The organism is Pseudarthrobacter sp. MOO14 (assembly GCF_058267675.1).
Genome location: NZ_CM177849.1, coordinates 4,254,247 through 4,273,827 on the forward strand (window position 1 = coordinate 4,254,247; position 19,581 = coordinate 4,273,827).

Below are 19,581 nucleotides of genomic sequence, written 5' to 3' on the forward strand. Positions count from 1 at the left end.
CTTTTGTATGACTGATCCGCTTCTTGCCCACGCTACTGAATACGGCCGGATGTACGCACGGTCCACGTCTGAACAGTTTTCCGTGCCGTCCATCACCACCGTCATCAGCCAGCAGCCGCACGGCCTGGACGGCTGGTTCGGATACATGGGTGCCAGCAGCCTGGCGAACGACCCCCTGCTCGCGGACTGCCTGGGGAGTCCGGCGAAAATCAAGCAGGCCGTCAACCGCGCGGCGAAGGCAGCCGAGACCTACCGGGACGACGCCGCCAGGCGGGGGGACCGGGTCCACAACTACTGCGAGCAGGTGGCGCTCCGCGCGCTGGGTCGCCCGCACACCATGAAGGAAGCCCGCGAGGCCCTGGCCGCGAACGGGGAAGAAGCCTTCGCCGTCCGCTTTGACGAGTGGTGGGAGCTCTTCCGGGTGGAGCCCATCGCCCCCGAGATCACGGTCTGGAACAATACGGTGGGCTATGCAGGCACCCTTGACCTGGTGGCCCGGATCAACGGACGAGTCTGCCTGATCGACTACAAAACCAAGGGCACCACCCGCGACGGACTGGTCAAACCGCTCGATGACAAGGTGGTCATGCAGCTGGTTGCCGGCATGAAGGCGGAGGAAAGCCTGGTGGATGCGGAGGCCGGAACCTGGGAGCCCTGGAAATACGGCGACAACCCGGTCCTGCTGGCTGTCGCCATCGGTGTAACCGAGGTGCGTCCGGTCCGTGCCAATCCCGAAGTCCTCAAGCACCACTGGTGGAAGTTCTGCGCCTTGCGCCGGGTGTGGGAACTGTCCGCGGACACCCTCAGCGCCGGCACGGCGCTGCTGCCCATCGCGCCGCCGCCGCTGGCACAGGCCGCCCGTACCGCCTAGGACCGAGCCGAGCGGCGGGGGACTGCACCTAAACTGGACAGGTTCCCTTTGCCGCCAACCGTGAGGAATAACTGCGCATGGCTATCCTGAATATCCGCATCATCGGGGATCCCGTGCTCCGCACCGTGGCCGATCCCGTGACGGAATTCGGACCCGAGCTTGCCAAACTGGTCGCCGACATGACCGAGACCATGGAGGATGTGGAAGGCGCCGGCCTTGCCGCGCCGCAGGTCGGCGTCAGCAAGCGTGTCTTCACCTACCGCATTGACGGCGTGGAGGGCCACATCATCAACCCGGTGTTGGAGAACAGCGAGGACTACCAACCGGACCAGGTGGAGGGTTGCCTGTCCATCCCCGGCCTCGGCTTCCCGGTCCGCCGTTTCCGCACCACCCGGGTCACCGGCGTCGACATGCACGGCAATCCGGTGACGGTCGACGGCGAGGGTCTGCTGGCGCGGTGCTTCCAGCATGAAAACGACCACTTGGACGGCATCCTCTACACCGACCGGCTGGAGGGTGAAGACCGGAAGGCAGCGCTGCGCTCCATCCGCAATGCCAATTACGACGCCGTCGCCGAACGCACCACGGCCAAGCGCGCCAAGAGCGTCGGGTCCAGCTTCGGCGGCACAAGTTTTGGTGCCCCCGGCAGCTTTGGCAACGCCGAATGAGGGTCCTCTTTGCCGGTACTCCGGCAGTCGCCGTTCCCTCGCTCGATGCCCTGGTCAACGCCGGCTTTGAGGTCGTCGCAGTCCTGACCCGCCCCGATGCGCCGCTGGGGCGCAAGCGCGTGCTGACGCCCTCCCCGGTTGCCCGGCGCGCGGCTGAGCTGGGCATCGATATCATCCACGCGGCCAAGGTGGACGCCGGCACCACCGCACGCATCTCGGCTGCCGCGCCTGACGTGGCAGCCATCGTTGCCTACGGCGGCCTGGTCCCGCCGGCCGCGTTGGCCGTGCCCCGCCACGGCTGGGTCAACCTGCACTTCTCCCTGCTGCCGGCGTGGCGTGGAGCAGCGCCGGTGCAGCGGGCCGTGATGGCCGGAGACGACCTCACCGGTGCCGTCACCTTCCGGCTTGAAGAGGGGCTCGATACCGGTCCCGTCTTCGGGACGCTGACCGAGCCGGTGGGCGCCAACGACACCGCGGGCGACCTGCTCGAGCGGCTGTCGCGCAGCGGAGCGGTCCTGCTGGCCCAGACACTGTCCGCCATCGACGCCGGACAAGCGGTGCCGCAGCCGCAAACGGGCGATGTCACCCTCGCCCCGAAGCTGACCTTGGACGACGGCCGACTCACCTGGGCCCACCCGGCGCTTGCCATCAGCAGGCAGGCGCGCGGCGTCACCCCCGAGCCGGGAGCCTGGACCATGCTGGATGGCCAGCGGATCAAGCTTGAGCCGGTCCGGCTCCGGCCGGATGTTGCTGGCCTGGCGCCGGGGTCGGTGTCCGTCCAGGGAAAGAGCGTCATGGTGGGAACGGGATCGCACGCGGTGGAACTCACCCGGATCCAGCCCGCCGGCAAGAAAATGATGGCTGCCGCCGACTGGGCGCGCGGGATGGCTTCTATGGAGGGCGTGGTGTTCGAATGAGCGGTTCCGGAGAAAACCCGGGCGGCCAGGGCAGGCCCGGAGGGCGGGGGAACGCCGGGCGGAACGGCCAAGGCGGCAGCGGCGTTTCCGGCGGCCGCGGTCGAGGCAGCGGCGGTTCCGGCGATGCCAGCCGGCGGAACGCCAAGGGACGGGAACGCAACCGCGGGCCGCAACGGAGCTTCACCGAGCAGGCGCCGTCGCAGCGGACCCGGCGCGCCGACCCCGCACGGCTGGTGGCCTTCGAGGTTTTGCGCGCCGTCGCACAGGAGGATGCCTACGCCAACCTGGTGCTGCCCGCACGGATCCGGCACCACCACCTGGACAAGCGGGACGCCGGCTTCGCCACCGAGTTGAGCTACGGTGCGCTGCGCAGCCAAGGCACCTACGACGCCATCCTGGCCCGGTGCGTGGACAGGCCGCTTGACCAGCTTGATCCGGCCGTCCTCGACGCCCTCCGGATCGGCGTCCACCAGCTGCTGGCCATGAGGGTCCCGGCCCATGCGGCATTGGACCAAACGGTTGGACTGGCCCGCGCCGTCATCGGTGCAGGCCCTTCGGCACTGATCAATGCAGTCCTGCGCAAGGTCACGGCCCGCACCCTTGATGAATGGCTGGACCTTCTGGTGGCGGGCGAAACCGACGACACGAAGATCGCGTCGCTGCGGTACGCCCACCCGGAGTGGATTGTCCGGGCCATGCGGCAATCGCTGGTGGCGCACGGCCGCCCCGCCACCGAGATCAACGCGCTGCTCGAAGCTGACAATGCGGCACCCGTGGTCAACCTGGTGGCGCTGCCCGGGCTCGGGAGCCTGGAGGAAGCCCTGGAAACCGGTGCCACGCCCGGTGAACTGGTGGAGGGATCCGCGCTGTCCAGCGGCGGGGACCTGGGCCGCCTGGCCTCTGTCCGGGCCGGAACCACCCGCGTGCAGGACGTCGGTTCCCAATTGGTGGCCAGGGCGCTTGCCGCCGTCGACCTCGGCCCAGCGGCGGATGCCGCTGGCGGGCCGACGGCGGCCGAGTCCCCGGAGGCGTGGCTTGATCTTTGTGCGGGGCCCGGCGGGAAGGCGGCACTGCTGGGGGCCCTGGCCCACCAGCGTGATGCCACGCTCCTGGCGAACGAACCGGCACCGCACCGGGCAAAGCTCGTGGGCCAGGCCCTGGCCGCCGTCCCGCGCGACAGCTGGCAGGTCCGCACCGGAGACGGCCGTGATGTCGGAACGGAGCAGCCCGGCGGTTTCGACCGCGTCCTCGTGGACGTCCCGTGCACGGGCCTGGGAGCGCTGCGCCGCCGTCCGGAGTCACGGTGGCGGCGCTCACCCAAGGACATCGCGGACCTCGGCCCGCTGCAGCGTGAGCTGCTGGCATCCGCGCTGGCCGCGGTCCGTCCCGGGGGAGTCGTTGCCTACGTGACCTGTTCGCCGCATCCGGCCGAAACCACCGCCGTCGTGGCTGACGCACTCCGGAAACGCGACGACCTTGAGCTCCTTGATGCCGGCGCCGCCCTGGACGCGGTCAGCCTCACCGGCAACCTTGGCGCCGGACATGAGTTGACCGCCCAGCTTTGGCCCCATGTCCACCACACCGACGCCATGTTCCTGGCCCTCATCAAAAAGACATCCTGACCGGGAGTGTCCCTGCCAGGGCAGGGACACTCCCGGCAACACCCCCACACCTTCAGCGAAAGGCACTTCCGTGGCGCAATGCTGCATCAACCCGAGCATCCTCTCCGCCGACTTCGTCAACCTTGAGGCCGAACTCCAGCGGATCAGCAACGCCGACGCCGTGCACGTGGACGTGATGGACAACCACTTCGTCCCCAACCTCACCCTTGGGCTGCCGGTCGTGCAGCGGATCCAGGCGGTCAGCCCCGTTCCGCTGGATGCGCACCTGATGATTGCCGATGCCGACCGCTGGGCGCCCGGGTTCGCCGACGCCGGGCTCGCCTCGGTCACCTTCCACGCCGAGGCCTCCATCGCCCCCATCAAGCTCGCGCGGGAACTGCGTAGCAGGGGCGCCAAGGCCGGGATGGCCTTGCGGCCGGCCACGGCGGTTGAACCGTACCTGGACATGCTGCCGGAACTGGACATGCTGCTGATCATGACCGTGGAGCCGGGCTTCGGCGGCCAGGCTTTCCTGGATATCACGCTGCCCAAGATCCGCAGGGCCCGGGAAGCGGTGGACGGTTCGGGACTGGGAGTCGCCATCCAGGTGGACGGCGGTATTTCGGAGGACACCATCGCCCGCGCCGCCGAAGCCGGCGCCAACGTCTTCGTCGCCGGCTCCGCGGTCTACGGTGCGGAGGATCCGGCCGCAGCCATCGAGCTGCTCCGTGCAAAGGCCAGCCGGACGTTACGTGCGGCGACGGAATAACCGGCTGGCCCTGCCGGTTGTGGCACAATAACAACACACATACGTGCTCCGGGGTCGGTGTAAGTCCGAACCGGCGGTGACAGTCCGCGACCCGCGAGCCGGTGCCCTTTCCACAGGGACCCGGCAGACGGTTGAACCGGTGGAATTCCGGTACCGACAGTTAAAGTCTGGATGAGAGAAGCACGTACAGCTGTATCTGCGGGCCTTTGGGCTCCGCAGCGTTCTGCTGTCGTATATCCCCGGAGCCATCGCGGTTCGAGAGGGAAGGAACGACACGAATGAACCCCCAGCGATGGCTCTTCAACGCCACAAGTCCTGCTGCTTCCACGGCAGGCACCAACTCCCCGACGGCCGCCGCATGAGCGGTGCAGTTGAACTGAAACCAGCCGCCGGAGTAGTCACAGCCTTCAGCACGGATGAAATCCGGGCCATGGAGGAAGCCCTCGAGGCAGCCCTGCGCGGTCCGCGCGGCGCCAATCCGTTGGTGGGTGCCGTCGTCATCGGCCCCGACGGCCGCCACCTGGTCACCGGCCACCACCGCGGTGCCGGCACCGCCCACGCCGAAGCCGACGCCATAGCCCAGGCTGCCGCCGTCGGCATGGACCTCTCCGGCTGCACCATGGTGGTCACGCTCGAACCCTGCAACCACGTGGGCCGCACCGGGCCGTGCACGGAAGCGATCATCGCCGCGGGGATCACCGACGTGGTCTACGCCATCGACGACCCCCATGACCCTGCCGCCGGGGGAGCAGCCACCCTCCGCGCCGCCGGGGTAAGTGTCCGCAGCGGCCTCGGCGCCGAGGAAGCGCTGGACCTGAACCGGCAATGGTTTGAGGCCGTCGCGGCCAAGCGGCCCTTCGTCACGCTGCACATCGCACAAACCCTGGACGCCAGGATCGCTGCCGAAGACGGCACCAGCCAGTGGATCTCCAGCCCGGAATCGCTGGCGGACAACCACGGGATCCGCGGACGCATCGATGCCATCCTGGTGGGCACGCAGACCGTGCTGGTGGACAACCCGCGCCTGACCGCCCGAAACCCCTCCGGTGGGCTGGCCGCCAAACAGCCCGTACGGGCCGTCATGGGGCTCCGGGACATTCCCGACGACGCAGCAATCCGCGGCGATGACGGCCTGGCCGTCCACCTGCCCACCCGCGACCCCGCCGAGGCCCTGTCCATGCTGTACGACGCAGCCGCCCGCCACATCATGGTGGAGGGAGGATCACGGATCCTCAGCTCATTCCTCTCGGCCGGGCTCGTGGATGAACTGATCATGTACCTCGCCCCCACTTTGCTGGGCTCGGGCACCCCGGCCCTGGACGGGCTGGGCATCACCACCCTTGCCGACGCCCAGCAATGGGAATGGGACCAGTCCGACGGCGGCGCCGTGCGGACGCTCGGCCGGGACCTGAGACTTCACCTAAGACCGCAACGCAGAGTTGCACTGGACCACCAACCAACCCGCGGTACCGCGGAGCAAGCCCAGGGAGGCCGCTGATGTTCACTGGAATTATCGCCGAGCAGGGGCAGGTGCTGTCCGTTGAGCGCGACGGCGACACCAGCGCCACCGTCCGGCTCCACGCACCCGGGTCCACGGAGGGCCTGGCACTTGGCGGTTCGATCGCCGTCAACGGGGTCTGCCTCACGGCCACCGCCATTGACGGCAAGGAGTTCAGCGTCGACGTCATGGGCGAAACACTGCTCCGGAGCACCATCGGCGAACTCGCTGCCGGCGACTCCGTCAACCTGGAACGCTGCGTCCCCGCCGGCGGCCGCCTGGACGGGCATGTGGTGCAAGGCCATGTGGACGGCGTAGGTGTCCTGCTGGAAAGGGAAGCCCAAGGCAACTGGGAGCGGCTGCGCTTCGGCGTTCCCGCCAACCTGGCCCGCTACATTGCAGAAAAAGGCTCCATCGCCATCGACGGCGTTTCCCTCACGGTTACTGCCGTCAGCCCCGCGGCCGAGCAGGAACCCTGGTTTGAGGTAGGCCTCATTCCCACGACGCTGGCTGAGACCGGCCTGGGCACCAAGCACACCGGCAGCCGGGTGAACCTGGAAGTCGACGTGCTGGCCAAGTACACCGAACGGCTGCTGGCCTTCCGCGAACCGGCCTCCGCGGCCGGTGCCGGCGAGGCTGCCACCGCTGGAGGTGCACGGTGAACGCCGCGGTACACCTGGACACGCCCGTCGCCGGAGACCCGGCCACCGGCCAGCCGGTGGCCCAGGCGCCGGGCAAAGGCCTGGACCCGATCGAGGACGCTGTGCGCGCCATGGCCGCCGGCCGGCCGGTGCTGGTGGTCGACAATGAGGACCGCGAGAACGAAGGCGACATCATCTTCGCGGCCCAGCACGCCACACCGGCGCTGATGGGCTGGACCATCCGCTACAGCTCGGGCGTAATCTGCGTGCCGCTGACGGGCGCCCGGGCCGATGCCCTGGAGCTTCCCCCGATGACGGCCGTCAACCAGGACGCGAAGGGCACCGCCTACACGGTCTCCTGCGACGCGGCCACCGGCGTGAGCACGGGAATCTCCGCGACGGACCGTGCCTTGACGGCCCGCATCCTGGCGGACCCGCACGCGGTTCCGGCCTCTGTGACCCGGCCGGGGCATATTTTCCCGCTTCGCGCGGTTGAGGGAGGTGTGCGGGAACGCCAGGGCCACACCGAGGCCGCGGTGGACTTGTGCCGCCTTGCCGGCCTGGAGCCTGTCGGGGTGATCGCGGAAGTAGTGTATGACGACGGTGAAATGATGCGCCTGGACGGCCTCAGGACTTTTGCGGCCGACCATGGGTGCCCGCTGATCTCGATCGAGGACCTGGTGGCGTATCTTGAAGCCGGGGCCGGGGGAACCCAGCGCGAGAAGGTCCGGGTCACGCCGGGCGAAGAGAAGGAGAAGCCATGACGGCATCGGCAGCCAGAGACGACAGCCACCAGGACGGCCACAGGGACCACCACTCGGTACCCGGTGCCGGGACCTACCCCGTCAGCGGAGGTCCTATTGTGCAACTGCCCACCGCCTTCGGCGATTTCGTGGCCCAGGCCTGGACCGACGTCCTCACCGGTGTGGAGCACCTGGCCGTGAGCTCACCCAACGCCCCCACGGACGGCAAAGCACCACTGGTGCGGCTGCACTCCGAGTGCCTCACCGGTGACGTCTTCGGTTCCTACCGGTGCGACTGCGGCGAGCAGCTCGCCTTCGCGCTGGAACTGATCCGTGACAACGGCGGCACCCTGCTCTACCTGCGCGGGCAGGAAGGCCGGGGCATCGGCCTCGCCAACAAGATCAAGGCCTACGCGCTGCAGGAAGCGGGCTTCGACACCGTGGAAGCCAACGAGCAGTTGGGCCTGCCGGTTGACGCGCGGTGCTACAAAGCCGCAGCCCAGATCCTCGCCGAAATGGGCCTGCACGAGGTCCGGCTGCTGAGCAACAACCCGGACAAGCAGAACAGGCTGGCCCAGGCCGGCGTCAAGGTGGTGGAAATGGTCCCCACCGAGGTCCCCTCCCGCGAACAGAACATCCGGTACCTGCGCACCAAGAAGGACCGGATGGAGCACCGGCTCCTGCTGGACACCAGCGTCGCACCGGTGCCTGTACCGGCCCCCGAATCCCCTTACGACCACGAACAAGACTGAACGGAACACCACACACCCATGAGCGGACACGGCGCCCCCGACATCGACCTCAGCACCCTCAACCCGGCCGAGACTTCGCAGCTGAAGCTCGCCATCGTGGCGGCCAGCTGGCACACGCAGATCATGGACGGCCTCCTGGACGGCGCGCTGCGGGCCGCGAAGGACGCAGGCATCAGCGAACCCACCGTCCTGCGTGTTCCCGGCAGCTTCGAGCTGCCGGTGGCGGCCGCACGCCTGGCCCCGCATTTCGACGCCGTAGTGGCCCTCGGCGTCGTGATCCGCGGTGGAACGCCGCACTTTGACTACGTCTGCCAGGCCGCGACGTCGGGCCTCACCGATGTCAGTGTTTCCACCGGTGTGCCAGTGGGCTTCGGCGTGCTCACCTGCGACAACGAACAGCAGGGCCTGGACCGCGCCGGACTTCCCGGCTCCAAGGAAGACAAGGGGCATGAGGCAGTGACCGCTGCCCTGGCCACGGCCGTGGTCCTGAAGCAGTACGCCTAACACCGATGTCCAGGTGGCGGGCGCGGTGTGTATTCGCTCACATCGCGCCCGTCATGCAACGGCCCGGGAAGCGCCCGTGCGGCCGCAGCAAGTAGGCTGGAGGGCGTGAAGAATTTCGAGACGCTGTTCGCTGAGCTCAGCGAGAAGGCAGCCACCCGTCCGGAAGGCTCCCGCACCGTCGCAGAATTGGAGTCCGGTGTTCACGGCATCGGCAAGAAAGTCGTTGAGGAAGCAGCCGAAGTATGGATGGCTGCCGAATATGAATCCGATGAAGCCGCGGCAGAGGAAATTTCCCAGCTTTTGTACCACCTGCAGGTTCTGATGCTCGCCAAAGGCCTGACCCTGGAAGACGTCTACAAGCATCTGTAGCCACTGGTCCGGCGCCTGCCGCCGGCCCCGCTGTGGCCTTCATTTGCCTGAAAATCCAGACCTTCCAGCCCAGAAAGAATTCCCCATGCTGCGAGTAGCCGTCCCCAATAAGGGCTCCCTGTCAGAAGCCGCCTCCGCCATGCTGTCCGAAGCCGGATACCGCCAACGCCGCGACACCCGCGAACTGGTCATGGTGGACCCGGACAACGACATCGAGTTCTTCTTCCTCCGCCCCCGTGACATCGCGGTCTACGTCGGCCGGGGAACGCTCGACGTCGGCATCACCGGCCGCGACCTCCTGCTGGACGCCGAGGTGGAAGCCGAGGAGTTGCTCCCGCTTGGATTCGCCGCCTCCACCTTCCGCTTTGCCGGTCCGGTGGGCGACTTCAGCTCTGCCGCAGAGCTCGAAGGCAAGCGACTGGCCACCAGCTACGACGGACTCCTGCGCAACTACCTCGCCGAACGGGGCATCAACGCCAAGGTGGTCAGGCTCGACGGCGCCGTTGAGTCCTCCGTCCGGCTTGGCGTCGCGGATGCCATCGCCGACGTCGTGGAGACCGGGAACACCCTCAAGGCCGCCGGCATGGAAATTTTCGGCGAGCCCATCCTGAAGTCCGAAGCCGTCCTGATCCGGCGCACCGGCAATGGCGGCGCGGCGAACGGCACCGCCAAGGAAATCGAGGTGCTCATCCGGCGCCTCCAGGGTGTCCTGGTGGCGCGCCAGTACGTGCTGATGGACTACGACATCCGCAAGGAACTCGTGGAAAAGGCCGCAGGCCTGACCCCCGGCCTGGAATCGCCCACGGTCTCGCCGCTCCGGGACTCGGACTGGGTCGCCGTACGGTCCATGGTTCCCAAGAAGGAAACCAACCGGATCATGGATGAACTGTACGACCTCGGCGCCCGCGCCATCCTGGTCAGCAGCATCCACGCCTGCCGCATCTGATCACCGGCGACCCTCAGCAGCACTGAAAATCCAGGAGTTCCCATGGCAGTAGCAGTACGCGTCATTCCCTGCCTCGACGTCGACGCCGGACGCGTCGTCAAGGGCGTCAACTTCGAGGGCCTCCGCGACGCCGGGGACCCCGTGGAACTGGCCCACCGGTACGACAATGCCGGCGCCGACGAACTGACCTTCCTCGATGTCACGGCCTCCTCCGGAAACCGCGAGACCACCTTCGACGTGGTCCGCCGCACCGCCGAGGAAGTCTTCATCCCGCTCACCGTCGGCGGCGGCGTCCGGGGCGTCGCCGAGGTGGACAAACTCCTCCGGTACGGCGCCGACAAGGCCTCCATCAACACCGCTGCCGTGGCGCGGCCGGACGTCATCGACGAAATCACCCGCCACTTCGGATCCCAGGTGCTCGTTCTGTCCGTCGACGCCCGCCGCACCCGCCCGGGGTCCCGGCCCACGCCGTCGGGATTCGAAGTGACCACCCACGGCGGCCGCACCGGGACCGGGATTGACGCCATCGCGTGGGCGAAGGAAGCCGCCGACCGCGGCGTGGGGGAGATCCTCCTCAACTCCATCGACGCCGACGGCACCAAGGACGGCTTCGACCTCGAACTCATCAAGCTGGTCCGGGCCGCGGTCAGGGTGCCGATCATCGCCTCCGGCGGCGCAGGGGAGCCCGCACACTTCCCGCCGGCGGTTGCTGCCGGCGCGGATGCCGTGCTGGCGGCGTCAATATTCCACTGGGGCCCGGACGACATGATGTCCCAGGTCAAGGACGCCATCCGGGACGCCGGCTTCGAAGTCCGTTAACCCGACTGGCTCGCAGCTGTTGTCGTTACGAATGCTCTTAACGGCAACAACTGCAAGCCGGTTTCGGTCAGAGGCCTACTTCGGCTGACTGCAGGAGGGCGACGGCGTCCGGCTGGCCTTCGAAGGTGACCAGGGCGTGGCGCGTGCGGCCGTGGGCGTGCATCAGCAGTTCGCCCGGCTCGCCCACGATGGCCACGGAGACAGGTGCCCGCTTGGCGACGTGGCGGGGACCGGACGGACGGACCAGCACGATGCCGAGGTCCACGCCGCGGTACAGGATGGCGGCACGCTTGACCAGTTCGTCCCAGAGCGCATCAGAGTACGCCTCGTCCAGGGCCCGCGGCGCCCACCGGTCCACTGCCCGGCGGACGTCCTCGGTGTGCACGAAGTATTCGATCAGGTTGGCGCTTTCGTCCAGGGCTTTGATGCTCATCGGCGAAAGGGCCGGCGGCCCGGCACGGAAGGTGTTGACCAGCCGGGCGTAGTCTTCGGTGGTGGTCAGCTTGGCCGCAAGCTTGGCAGTGGCCTGGTCGGAGGCCTTGGCCAGTCGCTTGATGATCAAACCGAGCCCGACGGCGGCCTTGCGCTCCCGCAGGTAGAGGTGCGCGGCAAGGTCCCTGGTGCGCCAGCCCTTGCACAGCGTGGGCGCATCAGGGCCGGCCGCAAGCAGGGTCTCGGCCAGGACTTCTCGGGACGGTTCGACGAAATGCATCACTTGTGAAACTAGCACGAGAGCCGCGAAGTTGGGCAGCATCCCACCGCCCGGTGGCGTGCCGTTGTTCACATCGGGAGGGCGGCCGCCAAAGGCACTAGACTTGACCCGATGTCTGAGCAGCCAACCCCCGCCCCAACCGCTGGATCCAACGGATCCCAGGTACCGTCGTCGTCCGCTGAATCCGACCCGGCAACACCCGGCTCCGGACCGCTTCCCGAGGACGTGGCAGCCGCGCTCAAGCGCGACGCCGCCGGCCTGGTGGCAGCGGTGGTCCAGCAGTTCGACACGAACGAAGTCCTGATGCTCGGTTGGATGGATGACGAGGCACTGCACCGGACCATGACCACCGGACGCGTCACGTTCTACTCGCGGTCCCGCCAGGAGTACTGGCGCAAGGGCGACACTTCCGGCCACGTCCAATGGGTCAAGTCGGTTGCCCTGGACTGCGACGGCGACGCACTCCTGGTGCGCGTCGACCAGGTCGGTGCCGCCTGCCACACCGGCACCCGCACCTGCTTCGACGGCAGGGACCTCACCGTCGTCACAGGCCACGCACGCTAGGCCGGACCGGCTGCCGGGCCACGGCGTCCCAGCCGGCCGCGGCCAACCCAGCAAGCACACTCAAGGAGTCCGGCGCGGCCGGCCCTTCAGAAGAACAGGCGGACAAGCATAGCCATGCAGGACCTTGGAACCATCAGCCCAAGCCTTGAGGAATTCCGGGAACTCGCCGGCCACAGCCGGGTCATCCCCGTCAGGCTCAAGGTACTGGCCGACGCCGAAACACCCATCGGCCTGTACCGCAAGCTGGCGCAGGGCCAGCCCGGAACGTTCCTGATGGAATCCGCGGCCGTTGGCGGCGCCTGGTCCCGCTACTCCTTCATCGGTGCCCGGTCCCGCGCCACCCTGACCACCAAGGACGGACAGGCCCACTGGCTGGGCGAGCCGCCCGCCGGCGTCCCCGTCAGCGGCAGCCCCGTCGACGCCGTCCGCGACACCATCGACGCGTTGCGCACCGACCGCTTCGAGGGGCTCCCGCCCTTCACCTCCGGCCTGGTGGGGTTCCTGGGCTGGGAAACCGTCCGGCACTGGGAGCGGCTGGTCAGCCCGCCCGAGGACGACCTGCAGCTGCCGGAGATGGCCCTGAACCTGGTCACCGACATGGCCGTGCACGACAACGTTGACGGCACGGTCCTGCTCATTGCCAACGCCATCAACTTCGACAACAGCTCCGAGCGCGTGGACGAGGCCTGGCACGACGCCGTCGCGCGGGTAAAGGAACTCCTGGCCAAGATCAGCGCCCCCGTCCCGCAGCCGGTCTCCGTTCTGGAACCGGCGGCACTGGATTTTGCGTCCAGCGTCCAGGAACGCTGGGATGAGGCCGAGTACCTGGCCGCCTTGGACCGCGGCAAGGAAGCCATCGTGGACGGCGAGGTCTTCCAAGTGGTGATTTCGCGACGGTTCGAGATGGAATGCCACGCGTCCGCCCTGGACGTCTACCGGGTCCTGCGCAACACCAATCCCAGCCCCTACATGTACATCTTCAGCCTTGCCGACGCCGAGGGCCGCGAATACTCCATCGTCGGATCCTCGCCCGAAGCCCTGGTCACGGTCACCGGCGAGGAAGTCATCACCCACCCGATCGCCGGATCCCGTCCCCGCGGGAAGACAGTGGAAGCGGACAAGGCCCTCGCCGAGGAACTGCTCGCCGACCAGAAGGAACGTGCCGAACACCTGATGCTGGTGGACCTCTCCCGCAACGACCTCTCCAAGGTCTGCGTGGCCGGCACCGTGGACGTCACCCAGTTCATGGAGGTGGAGCGCTTCAGCCACATCATGCACCTGGTGTCCACCGTGGTGGGCAGGCTGGCACCGCAGGCCGAGGCCTACGACGTCCTGAAAGCGACGTTCCCGGCCGGCACCCTCTCCGGCGCGCCCAAGCCCCGGGCGCTGCGCCTGCTGGACGAACTCGAACCGCACCGCCGCGGCATCTACGGCGGCGTGGTGGGCTACCTCGATTTCGCCGGCGACATGGACATGGCCATCGCCATCAGGTCCGCCCTGATCCGCGAAGGCCGGGCCTACGTCCAGGCCGGCGGCGGCATCGTGGCCGACTCCGTGAATCCCACGGAGGCCCTCGAAACCGTCAACAAGGCCGCCGCCCCGCTGCGCGCGGTCCACACCGCCGGCTCCCTGCACAACATCTCTGCGGAATCCCTTCCCGGCCGGACGGAGTCCTGATGGCTGACTCCGGAGCGGCTGCCGGCAGCGCGGGAACAGCGGACAATGCAGGAAAAGCAGGCAAAGCGGGCAAAGCCAAGGCAGGCCGGACCACACCCGCGTGGGCGCGCAAGTCCACGCTGGTCCTGCTGATCACCCTCCTGGCCCTGGCCGCGTTCGGCACCACCACCCAGACGTGGATGACCGCCACCTTGGACCCCAACCAGGCAGGCGCCGCGCAAAGCGTCCTGCCCGTGCAGGGGAGCAAAGCGGCCACCACCGTCACGGCCCTGGCCCTGGTGGCCTTGGCCGGCGGGCTGGCAGCGTCCATTGCCGGCAGGATCGCCCGGTGGGTCATCACCGCCATCATCGTCCTTGCCTCGGCCGGCATCCTGACTGCCGCCGCCACCGTCCTTGCGGACCCGCTGGCAGCGGCGCAGGGAACGATTGCCACCGCCACCGGCGTCTCCGGCAGCCAGGCGCACGTTGAACTCACCGCTTTCCCGGCAGTGGCCGTCGTCGCCGGCTGCCTGCTGGCCCTGGGCGCCCTGCTGATCATTCCCGCATCCCGGCACTGGAAGGCGCGCACCAAATATGACGCGCCCGTCGCAGCCGGGCAGGCGGCGCCGGCCGGACCCGTGGACGAGATCGACAGCTGGGACCGGCTGTCGCGCGGCGACGACCCCACCTGAGCGGCGCCGCCGCCGGCGCCGGAACCGGCGGGACGCCTGACGGTACGCGGGCGGCAACCAAAAAATGGCAGAATGTAAGCAGTATCCATCCTGAGGAGATTTCCATGAGCAAAGCACCTGCGTCCGCTTCCACGTCCGGCACCCGCACGGTGGCCCCCGGCGTCATTGACCACAGCCAGGAACTTGGCCACGGCAACAGCCCGGCCGCCTGGACCTGCGTCATCGTCATGCTCGTCGGCGCGCTCATCGCAGCCATCGCGTTCGTCATCGCCAGCACCCCCATCTTCATCGGCGGAGCCGTGGTCATGGTGATCGGGCTGATCCTCGGTTACGTCATGCGCAAGGCAGGCTACGGCGTCGAAGGCAGCAAGCTGAAGAACTCCGGCCACTGATGGCAACTGTTCTCGACGACATCAACGCCGGTGTCCGGGAGGACATGGAGGCCAGGAAGCGTCTAGTTTCGCTGGCTGAGCTGAAGGACCGGGCCCAGGCCGCCGCGCCCGCACGCGACGCCTGGGCGGCCCTCGGCGGCACCTCCGCAACCCGGGAACAGCTGAAAGTCATCGCGGAAATCAAGCGCCGCAGCCCCTCCAAGGGCGACCTCGCCAGCATCGGGGATCCGGCGTCGCTGGCCAGGCAGTACGCCGACGGCGGCGCGTCCGTCATCAGTGTCCTCACCGAACAGCGCCGCTTCAACGGATCCCTCGCCGACCTTGACGCCGTGCGCGCCGCCGTCGACGTCCCGCTGCTCCGCAAGGACTTCACGCTTGACGAGTACCAGGTCTGGGAGGCCCGTGCCCACGGCGCCGACCTCATCCTGCTGATCGTTGCCGCACTCTCCGACGCCCAGCTCACCGAGTTCAGCGCCCTCAGCGCCGAACTGGGCATGAACGTGCTTGTGGAGACCCACACCGAAGAGGAAATCGAGCGCGCCGTGGCGGCGAACGCCCGGATCATCGGCGTCAACGTGCGCAATCTGAAGACGCTCGACGTCGACCGTTCAGTCTTCGCCTCCTTGGCGGGCCTGATCCCGGGCGACGCAGTGGTGGTCGCCGAATCGGGCGTCCGCGACGCCGAGGACGTCACGCATTACGCCGCAAACGGCGCCAACGCCATACTGGTGGGCGAGGCCCTGGTGAGCCATGCGACTCCCCGGGAACGAATCGCCGAATTCGCTGCCGCGGGTGCCGCCGCGATCGCCGCGCGCTGACGGCACCCCGGCGCACCCTGCATTGCGGTGCCGGCACGGGCCGGCACCGCAGTGCCTGCAATCACCGATCCGGCCCAGGCTGGAACAGCACACTTTTGACCGATCAACTTGGAACAGGACGGGACTGATGGCCGACGCACCCTCAGGGCACGCTGAGAACAACACCGCGGAAGCATTCCTGCAGGGCGGATCCCTCCGCCACGCGCCGGGGCCGTACTTTGGCGGCTACGGTGGCAGGTGGATGCCCGAGTCCCTGATCGCCGCCCTGGACGAACTTGAGGAAACCTTCAACAAGGCCAAGGACGACCCCGACTTCCGGGCCCAGATTGCCGACCTGAACAAGAACTACTCCGGCCGGCCGTCGCTGCTGACCGAAGCCAAGCGGTTCTCCCAGCATGCCGGGGGAGTGCGGGTGTTCCTCAAGAGGGAGGACCTCAACCACACGGGTTCGCACAAGATCAACAACGTCCTGGGCCAGGCGCTGCTCGCCAAGCGGATGGGCAAAACCCGGATCATCGCCGAAACCGGCGCCGGCCAGCACGGCGTGGCCAGCGCCACCGCCGCTGCCCTGCTTGGGCTGGACTGCGTGGTGTACATGGGCGCCGAGGACTGCCGCCGGCAGGCGCTGAACGTTGCCCGGATGGAGCTCCTGGGTGCCAAGGTCATCCCGGTCACCAGCGGATCACAGACCCTCAAGGACGCCATCAACGACGCCCTCCGGGACTGGGTGGCCAACGTCGCCAACACCCACTACCTGCTCGGGACAGCGGCCGGAGCCCACCCGTTCCCCGCCATGGTCCGCTACTTCCACGAGGTCATCGGGGAGGAAGCCCGTGCCCAGATCCTGGAGCAGGAGGGCCGGCTCCCCGACGCCGTCTGCGCCTGCATCGGCGGCGGCTCCAACGCCATCGGCATCTTCCACGGCTTCCTGGATGACCCGTCCGTGAAGATCTACGGCTTCGAGGCCGGCGGCGACGGCGTGGAGACCGGCCGGCACGCCGCCACCATTTCGCTGGGCAAGCCCGGCGTCCTGCACGGCGCCCGCTCCTACCTGATGCAGGACGACGACGGGCAGACCATCGAATCACACTCCATCTCCGCCGGCCTGGACTACCCCGGGGTCGGCCCGGAACACTCCTACCTCTCGGACATCGGACGGGTCAGCTATGAACCCATCACCGACACCGAAGCCATGGAAGCCTTCCGCCTTTTGTGCCGCACCGAGGGCATCATTCCCGCCATCGAATCCGCGCACGCGCTGGCCGGTGCCATCAAGGTGGGCCAACGGCTCGCCGCCGAAGACCCCGCCACCGCGGCGGAGAAGATCATCATCGTGAACCTCTCCGGCCGCGGCGACAAGGACGTGGCCACCGCCGCCGAATGGTTTGACCTGCTTGACAAGGATTCCGCCGAATCGGAAATCGGCAAAGAGGGGGAGCAGCTGTGAACAGCGCAGAGATGACCAGCAAGTCGGCAGCCGCCATTGACCGCGCCCGCGCCCAGGGCCGCTCGGCACTGATCGGGTACCTCCCCGCCGGCTACCCCAGCGTCGAGGACACCATCGCCGCCGGCATCGCCCTGGCGGAGAACGGCGCGGACCTGATCGAGATCGGGATCCCCTATTCCGACCCCGTCATGGATGGCCAGGTCATCCAGGCTGCCACCACCGAGGCACTGGCCAAGGGCTTCCACGTCAAGCAGGTCTTCGACGTCGTCGCCGGCATCACCAGCAAGACCGACGCCGCCGTCCTGGTCATGACCTACTGGAACCCCGTGGTCCGCATGGGCGTGGACGAATTCTCCCGCCGCCTTGCCGAGGCCGGGGGAGCCGGGCTCATCACGCCGGACCTGATCCCGGACGAGGCCGCCGAGTGGATGGCAGCGTCGGACAAGTACGGCCTTGACCGGGTGTTCCTGGTTGCCCCGTCCTCCACCGCCGAGCGCATGCAGCGGACCGTGGATGCAAGCCGCGGGTTCGTCTACGCCGTTTCCATCATGGGCGTCACCGGTGCCCGCACGTCCGTCAGCACCGCCGCCAAAGACGTCGTTGCCGCCGCGCACGACGCCGGAGCGGAACGCGTCTGCGTAGGCCTCGGAGTTTCCACCGCGGACCAGGTCCGCGAGATCGCCGCCTACGCCGAAGGCGTCATTGTGGGCACCGCCCTGGTTGCGGCCCTCCGCGACGGGGGAGTGGATGCCGTCGCTACGCTCACCAAGGACCTCAGCACCGGCCTCGCGCCGGAAGCCGGCCACACCACGGACGGGGCATAACCCATGCAGGCACTGATCCAGGCAGCCGCCCTGGCACCCGCACTGGTGCCGGGCAGCATCCCCAGCCCCAGCTGGTCCGGGTTCGACATCCCCCTGCCGTGGGGCAGCCTGCGGATCCACGCCTACGCGCTGTGCATCCTGGCCGGCATCGTGGTTGGCCTGTGGCTGACCTCGGTCCGCTGGGCCAAGCGCGGGGCCCCCGAGGGCAGCGTCTGGGACATCGTCATCTGGGCCATTCCCTTCGGCATCATTGGCGGGCGCCTGTACCACGTGGTGTCGTCCCCCGATGCCTACTTCGGCCCCGGCTTCGATGGCACCGGCGACCTCTCGCTGATTCCGCAGATCCAGCGTGGAGGGCTCGGAATCTGGGGCGCCGTCGTCCTGGGCGCCGTCGGTGCCTGGATCGGTTGCCGCCGCAGCGGCGTCAAGCTCAGCGCCTTCGTCGACGCCGCCGCACCCGGCCTGCTCCTGGCCCAGGCCCTGGGACGCTGGGGCAACTACTTCAACCAGGAACTCTTCGGCGGCCCCACCACGCTGCCGTGGGGGCTGCAGATCGACGCCAACAACCCGAACTTCCCGGCCGGCCTGCCGGCGGATACCCTGTTCCACCCGACCTTCCTCTACGAATCGCTCTGGAATGTGGCAGGGGTACTCATCCTGCTCGCCCTGGACAGGCGCTTCAACTTCCGCCGGAGCAGGCTCTTCTGGCTCTACGCCATGTACTACACCCTGGGCCGCGTCTGGATCGAACTGCTGCGCATCGACGACGCCGAACAGATCAACATCCTCGGCATCACCACCAGGCTCAACGTGTGGACCAGCATCTTCGTGTTCCTGGCCGCCCTGCTTGCTTTCCTCCTGCTGGGGCTCAAGGGCCGGCCGGAGCCGGACACCGTTTACCTGCCCGGCCGTGAACCGGCCGAAGCAGCCGCGGCCGAAGCAGCCCTGCCCGGGGCAGCCGCCGAGGACGCACAGGAGGTCCGTGATCCGGACACTGTTGTCTCAGATAGTGATTCGCGTGGTAATCTCCCTGATAACCAAAGCGGTTCCCGGCATGCTTCCGATTCCACGGAAGAACCCGCGGCGGCTCCGGCAGGCTCCAAGCCTGGCACGGATGCCACGGCTTCCGGAACATCCGGCAGCACAGCCACAGGACCCGCATCAGAGGCCGGCGCCGGTAAATAGGAAGCCGGCCAGGCAGGGCAGCAGAGCCACCGCTCGAAGGGCCCGAAACCACAATGTCGTGGCATGGGGCCACTCCTGGCAGCAAAGAGATGCTGACGGATGAAGCCCCGGGCAGGTGCCTGCGTAACCGTTAGTTCAGCAGGCTGCGCTGACCTACAATTTCCAGTAATCAACACTTTGTTGTGCCCTTGCA

Annotated in this window: 22 protein-coding genes and 1 riboswitch; of the genes, 21 read left to right on the forward strand and 1 reads right to left on the reverse strand. The window is 68.0% G+C overall.

The features are described from left to right. Positions 1-7 precede the first annotated feature (7 nt). The 13 genes from AC4EEV_RS19560 to hisF all read left to right on the forward strand — a co-directional run bounded on the left by AC4EEV_RS19560 (position 8) and on the right by hisF (position 11,098). Complete coding sequence (locus tag AC4EEV_RS19560; protein ID WP_285248902.1) at positions 8-871, forward strand: PD-(D/E)XK nuclease family protein; 864 nt, start codon at positions 8-10, stop codon at positions 869-871. Positions 872-948: 77 nt separating this feature from the next. After that, positions 949-1,539 (forward strand): peptide deformylase, encoded by a 591-nt coding sequence (gene def / locus AC4EEV_RS19565; RefSeq protein WP_018761141.1) that lies wholly within the window; start codon positions 949-951, stop codon positions 1,537-1,539. Next, complete coding sequence (gene fmt / locus AC4EEV_RS19570; protein WP_285248901.1) at positions 1,536-2,456, forward strand: methionyl-tRNA formyltransferase; 921 nt, start codon at positions 1,536-1,538, stop codon at positions 2,454-2,456. The genes def and fmt overlap by 4 nt, the downstream gene beginning before the upstream one ends. Further along, positions 2,453-4,078, forward strand: a complete 1,626-nt coding sequence (locus AC4EEV_RS19575) for an RsmB/NOP family class I SAM-dependent RNA methyltransferase (protein WP_491329761.1) — start codon at positions 2,453-2,455, stop codon at positions 4,076-4,078. Before fmt ends, AC4EEV_RS19575 begins: the two co-directional genes overlap by 4 nt. A gap of 70 nt (positions 4,079-4,148) precedes the next feature. Next, positions 4,149-4,826, forward strand: a complete 678-nt coding sequence (rpe, locus tag AC4EEV_RS19580; RefSeq protein WP_133832268.1) for a ribulose-phosphate 3-epimerase — start codon at positions 4,149-4,151, stop codon at positions 4,824-4,826. A gap of 39 nt (positions 4,827-4,865) precedes the next feature. Continuing rightward, positions 4,866-5,014: riboswitch (FMN riboswitch) on the forward strand. A gap of 170 nt (positions 5,015-5,184) precedes the next feature. Further along, positions 5,185-6,324: a bifunctional diaminohydroxyphosphoribosylaminopyrimidine deaminase/5-amino-6-(5-phosphoribosylamino)uracil reductase RibD gene (ribD, locus tag AC4EEV_RS19585; RefSeq protein WP_285318240.1), complete on the forward strand. Its 1,140-nt coding sequence runs from the start codon at positions 5,185-5,187 to the stop codon at positions 6,322-6,324. Next, positions 6,324-6,986 carry a riboflavin synthase gene (locus AC4EEV_RS19590; protein WP_285318239.1) on the forward strand — a complete coding sequence of 221 codons (663 nt, stop codon included), beginning with the start codon at positions 6,324-6,326 and terminating at the stop codon, positions 6,984-6,986. The genes ribD and AC4EEV_RS19590 overlap by 1 nt, the downstream gene beginning before the upstream one ends. Then, the gene (ribB, locus tag AC4EEV_RS19595) at positions 6,983-7,729 is read left to right on the forward strand and encodes a 3,4-dihydroxy-2-butanone-4-phosphate synthase (protein ID WP_018761147.1); all 747 of its coding nucleotides are present in this window, start codon (positions 6,983-6,985) and stop codon (positions 7,727-7,729) included. The genes AC4EEV_RS19590 and ribB overlap by 4 nt, the downstream gene beginning before the upstream one ends. Further along, on the forward strand, positions 7,726-8,460 hold the full coding sequence (gene ribA, locus AC4EEV_RS19600; RefSeq protein ID WP_018761148.1) for a GTP cyclohydrolase II: 735 nt from the start codon (positions 7,726-7,728) through the stop codon (positions 8,458-8,460). The genes ribB and ribA overlap by 4 nt, the downstream gene beginning before the upstream one ends. An 18-nt stretch (positions 8,461-8,478) precedes the next feature. Beyond that, positions 8,479-8,964, forward strand: coding sequence for a 6,7-dimethyl-8-ribityllumazine synthase (gene ribH / locus AC4EEV_RS19605; protein WP_109864007.1), 486 nt, complete (start codon positions 8,479-8,481; stop codon positions 8,962-8,964). A gap of 105 nt (positions 8,965-9,069) precedes the next feature. Continuing rightward, positions 9,070-9,333 carry a phosphoribosyl-ATP diphosphatase gene (locus AC4EEV_RS19610; protein WP_009358176.1) on the forward strand — a complete coding sequence of 88 codons (264 nt, stop codon included), beginning with the start codon at positions 9,070-9,072 and terminating at the stop codon, positions 9,331-9,333. 85 nt (positions 9,334-9,418) lie between these two features. After that, entirely contained in the window at positions 9,419-10,279 is an 861-nt protein-coding gene (gene hisG, locus AC4EEV_RS19615; protein ID WP_491329762.1) for an ATP phosphoribosyltransferase, read from the forward strand. Positions 10,280-10,321: 42 nt separating this feature from the next. Then, positions 10,322-11,098: an imidazole glycerol phosphate synthase subunit HisF gene (gene hisF, locus AC4EEV_RS19620; RefSeq protein ID WP_109864005.1), complete on the forward strand. Its 777-nt coding sequence runs from the start codon at positions 10,322-10,324 to the stop codon at positions 11,096-11,098. A 67-nt stretch (positions 11,099-11,165) separates the two neighbouring features. Here the strand turns inward: hisF and AC4EEV_RS19625 are convergent, their stop codons facing one another. Continuing rightward, positions 11,166-11,810, reverse strand: a complete 645-nt coding sequence (locus AC4EEV_RS19625) for a TIGR03085 family metal-binding protein (protein ID WP_026264411.1) — start codon at positions 11,808-11,810, stop codon at positions 11,166-11,168. A 111-nt stretch (positions 11,811-11,921) separates the two neighbouring features. On the opposite strand from AC4EEV_RS19625, the gene hisI reads away from it, so the two are divergent. From hisI to lgt, 8 genes are all read left to right on the forward strand, one after another. Further along, a complete protein-coding gene (gene hisI / locus AC4EEV_RS19630; RefSeq protein WP_018761153.1) occupies positions 11,922-12,374 on the forward strand; it encodes a phosphoribosyl-AMP cyclohydrolase in 453 nt (150 codons plus the stop codon). Between the two features lie 114 nt (positions 12,375-12,488). Beyond that, positions 12,489-14,051, forward strand: coding sequence for an anthranilate synthase component I (locus AC4EEV_RS19635; protein ID WP_491329763.1), 1,563 nt, complete (start codon positions 12,489-12,491; stop codon positions 14,049-14,051). Next, positions 14,051-14,722: a Trp biosynthesis-associated membrane protein gene (locus AC4EEV_RS19640; RefSeq protein ID WP_491329764.1), complete on the forward strand. Its 672-nt coding sequence runs from the start codon at positions 14,051-14,053 to the stop codon at positions 14,720-14,722. Before AC4EEV_RS19635 ends, AC4EEV_RS19640 begins: the two co-directional genes overlap by 1 nt. A gap of 104 nt (positions 14,723-14,826) precedes the next feature. Then, positions 14,827-15,114, forward strand: a complete 288-nt coding sequence (locus AC4EEV_RS19645; RefSeq protein ID WP_018761156.1) for an HGxxPAAW family protein — start codon at positions 14,827-14,829, stop codon at positions 15,112-15,114. Continuing rightward, the gene (gene trpC, locus AC4EEV_RS19650; protein ID WP_109864001.1) at positions 15,114-15,932 is read left to right on the forward strand and encodes an indole-3-glycerol phosphate synthase TrpC; all 819 of its coding nucleotides are present in this window, start codon (positions 15,114-15,116) and stop codon (positions 15,930-15,932) included. Before AC4EEV_RS19645 ends, trpC begins: the two co-directional genes overlap by 1 nt. Before the next feature lie 127 nt (positions 15,933-16,059). Beyond that, positions 16,060-17,379: a tryptophan synthase subunit beta gene (trpB, locus tag AC4EEV_RS19655; protein WP_133832274.1), complete on the forward strand. Its 1,320-nt coding sequence runs from the start codon at positions 16,060-16,062 to the stop codon at positions 17,377-17,379. Positions 17,380-17,390: 11 nt separating this feature from the next. After that, positions 17,391-18,203 (forward strand): tryptophan synthase subunit alpha, encoded by an 813-nt coding sequence (gene trpA / locus AC4EEV_RS19660; RefSeq protein WP_133832326.1) that lies wholly within the window; start codon positions 17,391-17,393, stop codon positions 18,201-18,203. 3 nt (positions 18,204-18,206) lie between these two features. After that, positions 18,207-19,388, forward strand: coding sequence for a prolipoprotein diacylglyceryl transferase (lgt, locus tag AC4EEV_RS19665; protein ID WP_018761160.1), 1,182 nt, complete (start codon positions 18,207-18,209; stop codon positions 19,386-19,388). Positions 19,389-19,581: the final 193 nt, after the last annotated feature.